General features: G+C 67.4%; 12 protein-coding genes. 8 read left to right on the top strand and 4 right to left on the bottom strand.

Features of this window, described 5'->3' with window-relative positions:
* Positions 1–202: 202 nt before the first annotated feature.
* Positions 203–886, bottom strand: a complete 684-nt coding sequence (locus AC1DVT_RS00360) for a phosphatase PAP2 family protein (protein ID WP_477385546.1) — start codon at positions 884–886, stop codon at positions 203–205.
* Positions 887–1,036: 150 nt separating this feature from the next.
* Positions 1,037–3,109 (bottom strand): PKD domain-containing protein, encoded by a 2,073-nt coding sequence (locus tag AC1DVT_RS00355; RefSeq protein WP_477385544.1) that lies wholly within the window; start codon positions 3,107–3,109, stop codon positions 1,037–1,039.
* A 195-nt stretch (positions 3,110–3,304) separates the two neighbouring features.
* Here AC1DVT_RS00355 and AC1DVT_RS00350 point away from each other — a divergent pair, with 195 nt between their 5' ends.
* Positions 3,305–4,444, top strand: coding sequence for a PucR family transcriptional regulator (locus tag AC1DVT_RS00350; RefSeq protein ID WP_477385542.1), 1,140 nt, complete (start codon positions 3,305–3,307; stop codon positions 4,442–4,444).
* A 44-nt stretch (positions 4,445–4,488) separates the two neighbouring features.
* Here the strand turns inward: AC1DVT_RS00350 and AC1DVT_RS00345 are convergent, their stop codons facing one another.
* The gene (locus AC1DVT_RS00345; protein WP_477385540.1) at positions 4,489–5,157 is read right to left on the bottom strand and encodes a FadR/GntR family transcriptional regulator; all 669 of its coding nucleotides are present in this window, start codon (positions 5,155–5,157) and stop codon (positions 4,489–4,491) included.
* A 187-nt stretch (positions 5,158–5,344) separates the two neighbouring features.
* Between AC1DVT_RS00345 and AC1DVT_RS00340 the strand changes: the two genes are divergently transcribed.
* From AC1DVT_RS00340 to AC1DVT_RS00330, 3 genes are all read left to right on the top strand, one after another.
* On the top strand, positions 5,345–7,129 hold the full coding sequence (locus AC1DVT_RS00340) for a 2-isopropylmalate synthase (protein ID WP_477385538.1): 1,785 nt from the start codon (positions 5,345–5,347) through the stop codon (positions 7,127–7,129).
* A 35-nt stretch (positions 7,130–7,164) separates the two neighbouring features.
* Positions 7,165–7,491, top strand: coding sequence for a heme-binding protein (locus AC1DVT_RS00335; protein ID WP_477385536.1), 327 nt, complete (start codon positions 7,165–7,167; stop codon positions 7,489–7,491).
* A gap of 213 nt (positions 7,492–7,704) precedes the next feature.
* Positions 7,705–8,799, top strand: coding sequence for an endo-1,4-beta-xylanase (locus tag AC1DVT_RS00330; protein WP_477385534.1), 1,095 nt, complete (start codon positions 7,705–7,707; stop codon positions 8,797–8,799).
* A gap of 253 nt (positions 8,800–9,052) precedes the next feature.
* Here AC1DVT_RS00330 and AC1DVT_RS00325 read toward each other — a convergent pair whose 3' ends face one another.
* On the bottom strand, positions 9,053–9,925 hold the full coding sequence (locus tag AC1DVT_RS00325) for a helix-turn-helix transcriptional regulator (protein WP_477385532.1): 873 nt from the start codon (positions 9,923–9,925) through the stop codon (positions 9,053–9,055).
* A 138-nt stretch (positions 9,926–10,063) separates the two neighbouring features.
* Between AC1DVT_RS00325 and AC1DVT_RS00320 the strand changes: the two genes are divergently transcribed.
* The 4 genes from AC1DVT_RS00320 to AC1DVT_RS00305 all read left to right on the top strand — a co-directional run bounded on the left by AC1DVT_RS00320 (position 10,064) and on the right by AC1DVT_RS00305 (position 14,412).
* Positions 10,064–10,849 (top strand): SDR family oxidoreductase, encoded by a 786-nt coding sequence (locus AC1DVT_RS00320; RefSeq protein ID WP_477385530.1) that lies wholly within the window; start codon positions 10,064–10,066, stop codon positions 10,847–10,849.
* A 23-nt stretch (positions 10,850–10,872) separates the two neighbouring features.
* Positions 10,873–11,853, top strand: coding sequence for an aldo/keto reductase (locus tag AC1DVT_RS00315; RefSeq protein ID WP_477385528.1), 981 nt, complete (start codon positions 10,873–10,875; stop codon positions 11,851–11,853).
* A 194-nt stretch (positions 11,854–12,047) separates the two neighbouring features.
* Positions 12,048–12,755: a ZIP family metal transporter gene (locus AC1DVT_RS00310; protein ID WP_477385526.1), complete on the top strand. Its 708-nt coding sequence runs from the start codon at positions 12,048–12,050 to the stop codon at positions 12,753–12,755.
* A gap of 268 nt (positions 12,756–13,023) precedes the next feature.
* Positions 13,024–14,412: a S8 family peptidase gene (locus tag AC1DVT_RS00305; RefSeq protein ID WP_477385524.1), complete on the top strand. Its 1,389-nt coding sequence runs from the start codon at positions 13,024–13,026 to the stop codon at positions 14,410–14,412.
* Positions 14,413–14,451: the final 39 nt, after the last annotated feature.

The following is a 14,451-nucleotide window of genomic DNA, read 5'->3' as shown; positions in this document are numbered from 1 at the left end:
CTCACAATCCCACACTCGAAACATTAGGTAGAGGTGATTCGGCACCGTCCCTCGCCCGATCAGTATCGGCTGCTCGCACCGGCCAGGGCCCTCAGCGGTCCTCGAAGCTAGTGCACGCAGAGGGATCCTTGGTTGCTTGCGGTGGTCGCAAAACAGGCCACTTGCAGACCCGCTCGGCCGTCGGGCGGAGGGTCCCGTCCGCCTACGACGAGATCAGCTCCCGCCGCACGGCAGCGGCGCTCCACCGTCCCAGCATTGCGCCTGCGACGGTGTCCGAGATGTGATGCTGGCCACGGTAGACCCGCGAAAACGCGATCGCTCCGGGAATCCCGTAGCGAAGGAGGGGGCCGATGAGCCGCGCGCCACGGGTGCCGTGGCTATCGAGCAGGTCGGCAAGCGTGCCGTGGAGCGCGAAGGCCGCCGCCGTGTGCCCGGAGGGGAACGACGACGTCGCGTGCGGCGGCTCCGGGCGCCACACCCCCTCGGGTCGTGGCCGTCCACCCAGCGCCGCGGATGCGACGAAACACGCGGTCTCGAGCGCGAGCACCGCCGCAGGGGCGGCCGCTGAGCGCCGGTCGCGCGTCAACAGCCAAGTGACGCCGCACCAGAGCGCCCCGCTCGCGATGGTCTGCGGCACGCCGGAGTACCAGGAGAGCGACCCGGTGACCCGGTCGATCGACTCGCGTGGCCAAGACGGATCGGCGGGATCAGTCGTGACGGCGGCATCGCCGTCGTCCGGCCGGTGGCCGAACGCGTGCTGGAGCGCACGCACAGCCCGGTCTTCGCGCGGGTCGTCGCCGCCGAGGAGCCGCATCGCGCGCCCGGCCGCGGCCAACACGGCGATCGCGCCGAGCCCTGGCAGGACGACGGCTCGGAGCAACGGCATGCCCGCATCGTAGTGGCGCGGCGTGGACGGGAGTAGGTCGGAGCGCCGCACCACGAATGGTCAGCTCCTCGACGTCGACCTGCAGCAGTCGGGAGGACTCGTTGTCCGGCCGATAGCGATGACCGCTACCGACCGGGCAACGGGTGCGGGTTAGTTGATGTGCAGATTGGTCGTCGCGGTGTTGCCGACCCCGTCCGTGATCGTCACCGATCCGTCCAAGTGCTTGTGGGGCATGGTGATCGTCGGGCCGTCGGCAGTCGTGCCATCGGCGAACGTCCAGTGCGCGGCCAGGACGCTCCCCTGCCCGCCGACAGCGTGCGCGGTCAGGGCGATCGTGTTTGCCCGCTTCGGGCTCTGGTCGACGGCTGCGGTCAGTGGCCGGTCGATCTGCACGGATTGCGTCCAGGTGTAGGTGTCGCCGAGGTTGTCGGTGATGCTCGCTCGCACCTGGTAGATGCCGGGCTGCGGGAACGTGTGGGTGAATCGCGCCGAGATGGGGTGAGTTTCGGTCGTGCCGTCACCGAAGTCCCAGTTGATCGCGCCATCGCCCTGCGTTGCTGCGGTCGATCCGATGGACGTTGACGGAGCGCCGGACACCTGCGCCTTCTTGGCCGTGCCGTAGAAGCTCACCGCCGGGTCGTCGCTCTCGACCTGGCCGGGATAGAACTGGATCGAGGGCTGCGAGAACGCGTTCTGGTTGTCGATCTGAGCGAAGGCCTGCTCGGCGGTCGGGTTGAGGCCCAGGAGCTCGCCGGCGGCGCGAACGGCGTCGACGTTGTCCTGCGCAAGATGCGACCCGACGTTGAACCTGTCGAAGTCGCTCTGTGCGAGCTGAGCGGGTGAATAGATGCCCGGCCGCTGGTCCCAGTAGTAACCGAGCTGGTCGCTGCCGTGGTTGATGATGTGCGCGGCGCTGATGCCTGGTGACGCGGCAAACGACCGCTGGATTGCGGCGGTGACCTCGGGGAAGGCCTCGCCCGGGGCTGTGGCGTACACCTGATCGCCCACCCGGGCGACGGTCGCCGACGTGCCGATGCGGCCAGAAGTGGTGAAGTACGGCGCGTCGAGCGAGCGGTTGATCGTGAAGATGCCGCCGACCGCACGCCAGTCCCATGTGCCGCTGTTCGCGTTGCTCGCCGGCTCGCTGAGCGGGCCAGGGCAGCCAAGCGGCCCGTTGAGGTGGTTGCACGACATCGCGGCGAGCAGGCCTCGGTTCTCGGCTGCGGTCGAGAATGACTGGTTGGCAGCTGCCAGCGTGGTGTCGGTGATGCGATGGGCATTGGCGAGCGCGCGGGTCACCGCGTTGGTGATGAAGCGTCCCTGCTCAGCGACCTCGGCGTAGCTGCTGTCCGCGCCGATCGCCTCCTGGCGGCCGAGCGTACCCGCCGCGATCACTTGGGTGCCGCCGAACAGTTCCGCAAGACGATCACGGACGTACCCGGGGTAGTCGGCGCTGAACTGGTTGTTGCCGGGCTCGCTGGGGTCGTACTGGTCGACGTGGACCGGAACGTCGGCGTACATGCCGATCGTCGCGCCGGTGCCCGGTTCGCGGGCCCACAGGATCGGCAGCTGGTCGTCGACGGCATACCCGGCCATCTGATCGGTCCCCTGGACCTGGGAGACCAGGCCGTGGATCGTGCCGGTCGCCGACCACAGTTCGGCCGGGCGAGCGTTCGCCTCGGCATCGAGGACGGCCTGGACCGCTGCCTCCTTGATTCGGTGCAGGTATGCCGGGTCGGTGTGACCCCAAACCCCCATGATCGTCGGGGCAGCGTGGTCGTGCGTGGTCGATACGACGACATTGGCGGCAGTGACGTCGTACCCGCGAGCGGAAAGCCCAGCGGCGGCGTCGTGGCGTGCCGCGTCGGCGCCGTCGCCGACGTTCGGCGCCTGATAGGCGGCAAACCAGCCCTGCGAGTCCAACGACACGAACGTCACCGCCTGCGTGCCGTGGCCGATGAAGAACGCTCTGACCTGAAGCGGATCGTGAACACCACCGGTAACGAGGTAGTTCGAGCTATAGCCACCATCGACCATCGGCTCGTCAGGTGAGATGTCCACGACCGAGGTGCCGACCTGAAACAGAGCGGTATCAGGCTGAGGCTTTTGAGCTTGGGGCGCTGGGGCTGCGGTCGCGGCGTATGCCGACGACGCGCCTGCTGCCGATGACAACAGCACTCCGGCGGCGACGACAAGCGCGGCGGGAGCGAGACGACGAAGCATGCGTGATTCTCCTAGGGGGACATGCGCTACGTCACGGCGTGCCCAGAGAACATCGCGCGCGCCCACCAGGGCACCCTTGAGGATCAGCAAGCGCCGCGCAACGCTGCGCGTCGGGATCATGACAGGCTCACATCCAATCAACCCTTTGGCCAGAGGGCCCACCCCAAGATTGTTGTGATTGGTCACAATGGGTGGATGGCGAAAATGTCCCAACCGCTTGCGGCTCTCGTCGAGCGGATCAATCGCGATGAGCTCGCCGAGGTCCTGCTCGGCGGGTTCCGCGCCGAGATCCCCGGCTACTCGCGCCTGCCCGACTCTGTCCTCCGCGGCCAGATCCTGCAGGTCATCCGCCAGAACATCGATCTGTGCCTCGACTGGGTAGCCGGCGGCGGAGAGCCTGAGGCCGCGCGCTTCGATGAGTTCAGCGAGTCCGCCAAGAACCGCGCGACCGAAGGCATGCCGGTCGAAGACCTGCTGCGCGCCTACCGGCTCGGAGCCACGGCAGCGTGGCGGGTCCTCGTCACCGCAGCCGCAGCGGACGAGCGTGACGCACTGCTGCGCGCCGCAGAGCTGGTGATGAGCTACCTCGATCAGGTCTCCGGCATCGTCGCGACCGCGTACCTCGAGGAGCGCCAACACCTCGTCTCCGAACAGGAGCGCGGGTTGCGAGCACTGCTGGACGCGCTCATCAAAGGAGATGCCCTCGACGCGAGCCACCACGAAACTGCCGCCCGCCTCGGCCTCGTGGTGGGCGGCAGGTTCACGACGTTCGCGGCGGTGACCTCGGGCGAGGGAACGCACGCACACGCGCGGGCCGCGGCCGGCCTGCGAGCGGTAGGTGTGCTCGCGCTGACCGAAGGAAACCGAGTCGTGGGGCTCTCATCGCCACGCCGCGATCCGACGATCGGTCTGCCCGCTGCTTCCGTGGCGGTTGTGGACGTCGAGGTAACGCGCGAAGAGCTCGCCGAGAGCATCGCCAATGTCCGGCTCGGTATCGACATTGCATTGCGCGACAGCCGAACCGGGATCGTGCCGATCGGGGAGTTGACTCTTGACCTGCTGCTCGCCCGTTCGCCGCGCCTGGCAGCCGGCCTCCGCAGCCGCACCATAGACCGACTCGGCGCTGAAACGAGTCCACCGCGCGGCGACCTCCGGCGCACGGTCGCGACATACGTAGCGCTGCGCCGCGACCGCCAGCAGACCGCCAAGCGCCTGCACATCCACCCCAATACGCTTGATCACCGCCTGCGCCGTGCACAAGAGCTGACCGAGCTCGACCTCGACGACCCGGAGGACCTCGCCACGATGGTCCTCGCGCTGCGCGAACCCCGATGACATCGCGAGGTTCGTTGATGCGGGGTTGTGCATCGATGCGTGGATCAGCGCAGGCTTGCCTTGAGTGTGAGCAGGTGGTCGCGGGTGAGTGTTGAGGCGGCGTCTGCGTCGCGGTCGGCGATCGCCTCGAGGATCTGCGCGTGGACGCGTTGGTCGGCGTCGCTGCCGTATTCGCCGCGGATGCGGAGCAGGTCGATCATCGCCTGTCTGGTGCGTGGGGTGAATCCGTCGAACAGTTCGGTGAGGAGGGGGTTGTGCGCGGCGGTGATGATGCTGCGGTGGAAGTTCATGTCCGCGTCGACGTGCTCCTCGATGTGTGTGCGATGCCTGTCGCGGTGCTCTGCGGCGCGCTTCATGGCGCGCAGCTCGATCGGTGTGCGGCGTTCGGCGGCGAGTGCGGATGCCTCGACCTCGATCGCGATGCGTGCCTCGATCACGGAGATGATGTCCGTGCGGCGGAGCACCTGGTCCCAGTCGTCCGGTGTGTCTACGGCGGTGACGAATACTCCGGCGCCCTGGCGGGTGGCGAGTATGCCGCGGCCGGCGAGCTGGCGGATGGCTTCGCGGATCGTGGATCGGCCGACGCCGAGCTGCGGGGCGAGAGTCGTCTCCCCCGGCAGCTTCTGCCCGAGCATCCACTCGCCCGCGCGGATGCGTTCGAGCAGGGCGTCGGCGGCTTGGTCGGCGAGGGGTTCGCGGCGGACCTGGGTCATCCCACCATCTTCGCCCATGAAGCACACTTGTCTACTTGTCTGAGGAGTTGTGCTAGCGTGAGCTCATGCTTCTCGACGGACTCCTTCTTCTTCGTCGCCACGGCGGGGCCTAGCCAGACCGGCTCCCCGACGTGGAGCCGAAACGCGCGCCGGTTGACTTCCCCGCAGCAGTTGAAGGAACCCCGCAATGAGCACTCCCCCGTTCTCCCGTATCTCCACCCCAATTGGCCCGGTTCCCGCGGGCGCACCGCAGTGGAACCGTCAGCGGCATTCGCAGATGCCATCGCACCGCTACCGTGACGCCTACGCACGCGTCGAGGTGCCGCTCACCGCCCGCGAGTGGCCGTCACGCCGGCTGACAGCGGCACCGCTGTGGGTGCCGGTCGATCTGCGCGACGGCAATCAGGCCCTCGCCGAGCCGATGGACCCCGCGCGCAAGCGGCGGCTCTTCGAGCTGATGGTGCAGATGGGCTATAAGGAGATCGAGGTCGGCTATCCGTCCGCATCGCAGACGGACTACGACTTCGTCCGCCTGATCGCCGAGACCGACATCGCCCCGGATGACGTGACGATCGTGGTGTTCACTCCGGCACGCCGCGACCTGATCGAACGCACGGTCGCCTCGATTCGCGGCATCCGCAATCAGGTCGTCATCCACATGTACACCGCCACCGCGCCGACCTGGCGCGACGTCGTCCTCGGCCACGATCGGATCGCGCTCACGGAGCTGATCCTCACCGGCGGCCGTGACGTACTCGAGTTCGCCGGCGCCCTCGACAACGTCCGATTCGAGTTCTCACCCGAGGTGTTCAACCTGACCGAACCGGACTACGTGCTCGAGGTCTGCGACGCCATCACCACGCTGTGGGATGCCAGCCCGCAGCGACCGGTGATCCTGAACCTTCCCGCGACCGTGGAGATCGCGACCCCGAACGTGTACGCCGACCAGATCGAGTACATGCACCACAACCTCGCCCGCCGAGACGCGGTCATCCTCTCCGTCCACCCGCACAACGATCGAGGCACCGGCATCGCCTGCGCGGAACTCGCCGTCCTCGCCGGCGCGCAGCGCGTCGAAGGATGCCTCTTCGGCAACGGCGAACGCACCGGGAACGTCGACATCGCCACCCTTGCCCTGAACCTGCACGCCCAGGGCATCGACCCGATGATCGACTTCTCCGACATCGACGAGATCCGCCGCACCGTCGAATACAGCAACCGCCTCGAAATCCACCCCCGCCACCCGTATGTCGGCGACCTCGTCCATACTGCGTTCAGCGGCWCSCACCAGGACGCCATCAAGAAGGGCTTCGCCGAGCACCGCGCCCGCGCTGCAGCCGAGCGCCGTCCGGAAAGCGAGATCGAGTGGCGGGTGCCCTACCTGCCGATCGACCCGGCCGACCTTGGTCGCAGCTATGACGCCGTCATCCGCGTCAACTCGCAATCAGGCAAGGGAGGCATCGCGTACCTCCTCGAGACCGACTACGGCATCGAGCTCCCCCGACGACTGCAGATCGACTTCGCGCGCCGCGTCCAGCAGCACACCGACAGCACCGGACTCGAAATCGACGCACCCCAACTCTTCGACCTGTTCCAGCGCAGCTATCTGAACCCCGCGGGATCCGACATCCAGCTTGTCGACATCAGCTCTGAGACTCACGACGGGGCGACCCGTACACAGCTCACCCTGCACATCGACGGCACCGAGAGACACGGCAGCTACCAGGGCATCGGCCCCGTCGAGGCCGTCACCGCGCTCCTCACCGAGCACGGCATCCCTGTCGAGATCGTCTCCCTCCACCAGACATCGCTCACCGCAGGCAGCAGCAGCGAGGCCCTCACCCTCATCGAATACCGCGACACCACAGGCATTCACTGGGCGGCCGGCTCAGACCGATCCGTACTCAACGCGAGCGTGAACGCCGTCCTGGGCGCCGCCCGCACCCTCGCCGCGACCCGCGCGCCAGTCTGACCCGGGTCCGCCTTCGGAAGAGACTCCGCACGCGGATGGCGTGCGGCCACGACACTCCATTGAACTGCTCCGTGCACGAGTCCGCCGCTGATCGTCGCAGTGCGGATCCCGTACCCGCACGCAGCGAAGTGACACTGCGCACCGTGCCGGAGCGGATGGTGGCCGCTGAGCGATTCTCGGGGCGATGGACACGCGCGTCATGGGACTCTCACCGGGAGGCGCTCCTGGCAAGTCTGTCTGCCAACGGCCTGACGCCCATCGGCACACCTCGCTTCGCGCGCTTCGACCCGCCTTACACGCCCTGGTTTCTGCGTCGCAACGAAGTGCTCGTCGACATCGACGAGAACAACTCATCGTCCTGACCCAGGTGGCCGTGCGCACGGTCGTGGAAAACGCTCCGAAACCTTTTGCCTTGTCCGATAGGGCCGCCTAGCGTTTGTTGTACGCAAAAACATATGCGCCGCTCACGCGGGCATATGACCGACGACGATGTCAGGAGTTCCCCCATGCGCCGATCTCTCCGATCACTTCTGGTGGCCACCGCCACCGCTGCCCTGCTACTGCCTCTGTTGGGCGTGACCGCAGCGAACGCCGAGCCGCCCGGCTACAGCCACGCCGACAAGGACACGCTGCGCAACCAGGCACCGCGCGATCTCGCGATCGGCAGCGCCGTCTGGGGCCGCAGGGACCTCGTCGCTTACGACCGCAAGGCACCCACCGAGTACCAGCAGGTCCTCAGCGCCCAGTTTTCGTCGCTGACGCCTGAGAACGACATGAAATGGGATGCCGTCCACCCGGCTCCGGACGTGTACGACTTCTCGTCCGCCGACGCATTGGTCGCCTTCGCCAAGGCGAACCACCAGCAGGTGCGTGGCCACACGCTGCTGTGGCACAGCCAGAACCCGGCATGGGTCACGACGGCGAGCCAGACGTGGACGTGCGACCAGGCACGTGCGGTGCTCGAAGACCACATCCGCACAGTCGTCGGCCACTTCAAGGGTGAGATCTACGAGTGGGATGTCGCGAACGAGATCTTCCAGGACACGTGGGACAACGGCGGCGTGCGGTTGCGCACCGAGGCGAACCCGTTCCTGAAGGCCTGCGCCGACGACCCGATCGCGCTCCTCGAGGACGCGTTCCGCTGGGCGCACGAGGCCGACCCTGACGCGGTGCTGTTCCTCAACGACTACAACGCCGAGGGCATCAACGAGAAGACCGATGCGTACTACGCGCTCGCACAGCGCATGCTCGCCGACGGCGCGCCGCTGGGAGGCTTCGGCGCCCAGGGCCACCTCAGCCTGCTCTACGGCTTCGACACGTCTATCCAGGCGAACTTCGAGCGCTTCGCCGCGCTCGGGCTTCAGGTGGCGGTGACCGAGGCCGACGTCCGCATCCCGGTGCAGCCCGGTGAGACCGGCCCGACACCCGAGCAGGTCGCCACACAGGCCGAGCGCTACGACGCGATGCTGACGGCGTGCCTGAACGTGACCGCCTGCTCGTCCTTCACTGTGTGGGGCTTCCCAGACGCGAACTCGTGGGTTCCCGGCGTGTTCCCCGGTGAGGGCTGGGCGACGATCTTCGAGGATGACTACTCGCCGAAGCCCGCTTTCTCCGCGATGCTCGAGTCGCTGCGCGAGGCGACTCCAGGCACGTCGCCGCGGCACGGCTGAATCGGTGCGAGGGCGGCCGGTCGCGGCCGGCCGCCGTCGCACCGCACGGTTGCGCGGCAGCCGAAAGCTTGGCGGGACCCGTCGAAGACCTCGATGCCGTTCTCCCGCAGGCGGCATAGGTCCCGGCGGCTGACCATCCGCCCCAGCCGCGCCGCTAGAGCGGGTCGACCGTGGTCGGACGGCCGCGTGGGATCCATCAAAGGGCGGCGCGCGCTTTGTCCTTCCGCGCGGCGCTCGGGTCGTTGATCGGTAGCTAGATAGTCGCGTTTGGCGCGGCTGTTTCGGCCACGTTGGCGAGTAGTTGGAGGCGTTCCTGGGTGGCCGATCCGGGTTCCGCGGAGAAGACGATCATCTGGAGTCCGCGGTCGGAGGCGAGGTCCATCGCTTGGAAGGTGAGGTCGAGGTCGCCGACGACTGGATGGTGGACGAGTTTGAGGCCAGTGCGGTGTTCGCGGACGTCGTGGGCTCCCCAGAGCTTTCGGAAGAGATCGCTTCGGGTGGAGAGTTCGCCGACGAGGTCGGTGAGCTGTCGGTCGTAGGGCGAGCGGCCGGCTTCGGCGCGAAGGACGGCCACGATCTGGCGGGTCTGTGCTTCCCATTCCCGGTAGAACGTCTGGGCCCGCGGTTCGAGGAAAATGAATCGGGCGGCGTTGGCTGGCGGCCTGGCCTCGTCGAGCAACTCGGAGAAGAGCGCCGCTCCAAACCGGTTGGTGGCGACGGCGTCGAGTCGGCCGTTCTGTATGTAGACCGGTACCGTCGACATGGCGTCGATGGTCTGTCGCATACCGGGTGTGAGCTGCGTCTTGCGGGTCGTGCGTGCTCGCTTCTGCGGGTGAGCGCCTGCGTTGGCGGCGCGGATCAGGTCATACAGGTGGGCGTGTTCGGCGTCGTCGAGTTGCAGGGCGCGGCTGACGCCATCGATGACGGCTTCGGAGACACCGGCGGCGTTGCCGCGTTCGAGGCGTTTGTAGTACTCCGCGCTCATTCCCGCCACCAGCGCCACTTCCTCGCGGCGCAGCCCCGGCACCCGGCGGCGACCGCCGAAGTCTGGCAGCCCCACCTGCGCGGGCGTAAGTTTCGCGCGTCGCGTGGTGAGGAACTCACTGATCGCCTCGGCGGTGTCCATGCCATCGAAAGTACGCCGACTCCGGGCGTGCAGAGGGTCCCTGTCGGGGCACCCATAGGTAGGGCCACGCTAACTCCGGCGAAGGAGGGTTGACTCGAACCATCGGCCGCCGAACGAGCGGTGAAATTCGAGAAGGGCATGACCATCAGCAGCAACCTGCAGAACAAGCTCGCCGGGACCGTCGCGATCGTCACCGGGGCGAGCAGCGGCATCGGCGAAGCCACAGCGAAGCAGCTCGCCGAACTCGGCGCGACCGTCGCGGTCATCGCCCGCCGCGAGGACCGGCTCACCACCCTCGTCGCCGAGATCGAGGCTGCCGGCGGCTCGGCTCTCGCCGTGACCGCCGACATCACCGACCGCGTCCAGGCCGAACGCGCCGTGGCGACGGTCATCGACCGGTTCGGACGCCTCGACATCCTCGTCAACAACGCCGGGCTGATGCTGCTCGGAACGGTCCTGGATCAGGACATCGAGGAATGGCTGCGGATGATCTCGGTCAACCAGAACGGTCTGCTCTTCATGACCAAGGCCGCTCTGCCGCACCTGCTGGTCGCGGCCGAAGACGAACTGCGCGGCGTCGCGGACATCGTCAACATCTCCTCCATCGCAGGCCGGCAGGCGTGGCCGAACTTCGCCGCCTACAACATGACGAAGTTCGGGGTGAACGGCTTCACCGAAGCGCTCCGCCAGGAGATCACCAAGAAGCATGTCCGAGTCGGCGTGCTCGAGCCCGGCGCCGTCGAGACCGAACTGATCTCCCACAACAACGACACCATCAAGGACCACCTCGTCGCCTCCGACGCGGAGAACATCCCGGAGAAGCTGCAGCCGGAAGACATCGCCGAGAGCATCGCGTACATGGTCACCCGTCACCGGCGCTCCTCGATCGCCGAACTGTGGGCCATGCCCACCTCACAGGCCTGACCGGCCGGAACGGAGCACACCTGATGAAGAACGCGCACCTCGGGAGCCTCGAGGTCTCCCGCATCGGCCTCGGCGCGATGACCATGGCCGGCGTCTACACGACCGGGGGTGGTCTCGACAACGACGAGTCCATCCGCACCATTCACCGCGCCCTGGAGCTGGGTGTCACCCACATCGACACCGCCGAGATCTACGGCCCCTACCTCAGCGAGGAGCTCGTCGGCCGGGCCGTTCGGGGCCGCCGTGATCGGGTGAAGATCGCCACCAAATTCGGGCTCGTCTCCCACTCCGGGGGAGGCCCCGGCGTGATCGACAGCAGCGCCGCCAACGTGAAAGCTGCCGTCGAAGGGTCGCTGCGGCGTCTCGGGACAGACCACATCGACCTGTACTACCAGCACCGCGTCGACCCGCACACGCCCATCGAGGAGACCGCGGCCGCGGTCGCCGACCTGATCGCGGAAGGCAAGGTGGTCCACTTCGGTCTCTCCGAAGCATCCGTGCAGACCATCCGCCGGGCACATGCCGTGCAGCCGGTTTCGGCCCTGCAGACCGAATACTCGCTGTGGACGCGCGACGTGGAAGCGGACATCCTGCCCGTGCTCCGCGAACTCGGCATCGGGTTCGTCCCCTACTCCCCCCTCGGGCACGGCCTGCTCACCGGACAGATCCGTTCCGCAGCCGACATCGCCGACGACGACTGGCGCAAGACCAACCCGCGTTTCGTGGGCGACAACTTCACCCGCAACCTCCGCCTCGTCGACGAGGTCCGCGCGATCGGCGCCGAGATCGGCGCGACCCCTGCTCAGACGGCGCTGGCGTGGATTCTCACTCGAGGCGACGACATCGCGCCCATCCCGGGCACCCGCCGGGTGGCGCGCGTGGAGGAGAACACCGCAGCCGACACCGTCGAGCTCACGACGGACCACGCCGACCGGCTCACCGCTCTCGAACCCCCGGCCGGTGCACGACACGACGAAGCCAACATGGTCTCGATCGACAACTGACCGGGTCACGCGGTAGCCGTGGGCCGTCAGACGGGATCCTCCCGCGGACGTCGCCGACTGCGCGCAATTGTGCCGGCGGTGTTCGGCTCAAGCTCCTCGCGGTGGGCGCGCTGCCGGAACGACGGTCATGATCGCCAACTTGCTGACCCGCCCATGTCATAGGGGGTCGCGCTGTCATCGCTATCGTCATTGACATGTTGTGGGCTCTCTTGTTGGGTGCGGTTGCCGCATCCTCCCTCGTCATCGGTGCGGTGCTCGGGGTCCTTCGCCGGTGGGACGACCGCCTGATCGGGGCCGTGCTGGGCTTCGGCGCGGGAGCGCTGATCTCCAGCGTTTCGTTCGAGCTCGTTGAAGAAGGCCTGGCAACCTCCGGAGGGCTGCCCGTCGCGATCGGACTGGCTGCGGGTGCGCTTGCCTTCTTTCTCGGCGATCGCGCCGTGGAGCGGATCGGCGGCCGCTCGGGCGGGGGTGCCGCCGGGATGCCGTTGCTGCTGGGCGCGCTCCTCGACGGAATCCCCGAACAGGCGGTCCTGGGCATCGGCCTCGCCGCCGGCAAAGGCGTGAGCATCGCTCTGCTCGTCGCGATCTTCGTATCGAACCTCCCCGAGGCGATCGGCTCCGCGACGGACATGCGATCGGCTGGGACCAAGTCCCGGACGATCATTCTCGGTTGGACCATCGTGGCCATACTGTGTGTGCTTGCCACGGTCGGCGGGTATGGCATCTCCGCCCTGGTCGGGGATAGCTTCACTGGTGCCGTCGACGGATTCGCGGCCGGCGCGCTTCTCGTCATGTTGGTCGGCTCGATGATTCCGGAAGCGACCGAGAAGGCGGGCAATACCGCTGGACTTGTCGCCGTGCTCGGGTTCGCCGTCGCAGCTGGGCTGTCCGCCGCCGCCTAGGGCCCGACCACAGGAGAAGTAGGGCTCATCGACGAGAGGGGCAAATGCCCGATGCGCCCGCACGAGCACCGTGTTCTCATGGCGGCGGGGAGATACCCCCTCAATGAGGAGGCTTGAAATGGTTCGTGGGACTGGGACAAAGGCAGATGCGCCACCGCGTGGAATGGTGCCGGCGATTGCGCTGGCGATCGGTCTTTTCATTACGGCGATCGGGGCCGATGCGGCGACGGCGGCGCCGCCTGTGACCGGGGGTGCTCGAGCGGGTTACGTGGTCCGTCTGGTGGACGGCGCGGACAAGCATGCCGTCGCGGCCGCGCATCACGTCAGCACCGGGCAGGAGTACTCGGCCGCTTTGAACGGCTTCTCGGCATCGCTGACCGCGAGCGAAGCAGCAGGTCTGGAAACGGACCCGGCCGTGGATGTCGTGGTCGCAGACACGGTGGTGCGGGCAGCGACCGAGCAGGATGACGCGCCCTGGAATCTTGACCGGATCGATCAGCAGAGGACCCCGCTCGATGGGATCTATCGATACGTCACCACCGGCGCCGGTGTGACCGCGTACGTCATCGACAGCGGCATCCGTTCCGATCATGCTGAATTCGGCGGCCGCGCTGTGACAGGCAAGAAGGGCTTCGACGCGTTCGACGCTCTGGGCTTGGGCACCGGCACGAAGGGTGAGGACTGCGCCGGCCACGGAACACATGTCGCCGGCACGATTGGGGGCGCCACCTATGGTGTCGCGAAGGCCGTGAGGCTCGTGTCGGTACGGGTGCTCGATTGCGCCAAGGCGGGGACGCTGAGCACTGTCCTCGCCGGAGTCGACTGGGTCGCCGCGCACGCCGTCAAGCCCGCGGTCGTGAACATGAGTATAGAAGGCACCTGGAATGCGGAGACGAACGTGCTCAACGACGCTATCGCGTCCGTCATCGCGAACAAAGGCATCCCGTTCGTCGTCGCCGCCGGCAACGGCTCCGGTGACGCATGCCATACGACCCCCGCGTCCACACCGACCGCGATCACGGTGGGCGCGACGGAGATCGGCCCCGTAGGCATACCTCAGCTTGCAGACCAGGACGGGAACGGCGATGTCATTCCAGCGTTCTCAAACAAGGGTCCGTGCGTGGACGTCTACGCACCCGGCGTGAACATCGAATCGGCGGGGATCACTTCGTCCACCGCAACGACGACGATGTCAGGCACATCGATGGCGTCGGCGCTGGTCGCGGGGATGGCCGCGCTCTTCCTCGAGCGTGATCCGGCCGCCACCGCGGCAACCGTTCACGAGGCCATCGTCGACAGCAGGGCGTGGAGCGCCTACGCCGCAGACGGATCGCCCGGCGGGCAGATCTCCATCAAGTTCACGGGGCACCTCGCCGGGACGGGAGCAACAGCCACCGTTCCATTCGGGTACACCCCGACGTGGATCTCGGGAAACCAGCGGATCCTTCTCGCGGGCCCCATCAAGTCGAACTTCAACCTGGCTCTGTCCAAGCTCGACCCGTCCGTGGGCAGCTGGGTCCCGTTGCTGTCCGCCACGACGAGCAAATCGACTGAGTCGATCGCGTTCCGCGGTGACTTCGCGACCTACAAGCTGGAGGTGACCAGCGTGAACGGCGGGGGCGACTACGAACTCTGGTGGCAAGGCCCCGACGAATAGGCGCCCAGCCCGTCGCGACCCGCTCGCTGACCCMCGGGC

The sequence above is a fragment of the Microbacterium sp. P2_F9 genome, assembly GCF_056403635.1.
Note: the sequence above shows the minus strand (reverse complement) of the source record. Positions and strands in the feature narration are given on the sequence as shown.

Coding starts and splice junctions, on each gene's coding strand:
- AC1DVT_RS00345 (WP_477385540.1), bottom strand. CDS start 5,157: ATGACCCAGGTCCGCCGCGAACCCCTCGCCGACCAAGCCGCCGACGCC.
- AC1DVT_RS00315 (WP_477385528.1), top strand. CDS start 10,873: ATGAAGAACGCGCACCTCGGGAGCCTCGAGGTCTCCCGCATCGGCCTC.
- AC1DVT_RS00310 (WP_477385526.1), top strand. CDS start 12,048: ATGTTGTGGGCTCTCTTGTTGGGTGCGGTTGCCGCATCCTCCCTCGTC.
- AC1DVT_RS00355 (WP_477385544.1), bottom strand. CDS start 3,109: ATGCTTCGTCGTCTCGCTCCCGCCGCGCTTGTCGTCGCCGCCGGAGTG.
- AC1DVT_RS00320 (WP_477385530.1), top strand. CDS start 10,064: ATGACCATCAGCAGCAACCTGCAGAACAAGCTCGCCGGGACCGTCGCG.
- AC1DVT_RS00360 (WP_477385546.1), bottom strand. CDS start 886: ATGCCGTTGCTCCGAGCCGTCGTCCTGCCAGGGCTCGGCGCGATCGCC.
- AC1DVT_RS00325 (WP_477385532.1), bottom strand. CDS start 9,925: ATGGACACCGCCGAGGCGATCAGTGAGTTCCTCACCACGCGACGCGCG.
- AC1DVT_RS00350 (WP_477385542.1), top strand. CDS start 3,305: ATGGCGAAAATGTCCCAACCGCTTGCGGCTCTCGTCGAGCGGATCAAT.
- AC1DVT_RS00335 (WP_477385536.1), top strand. CDS start 7,165: ATGGCGTGCGGCCACGACACTCCATTGAACTGCTCCGTGCACGAGTCC.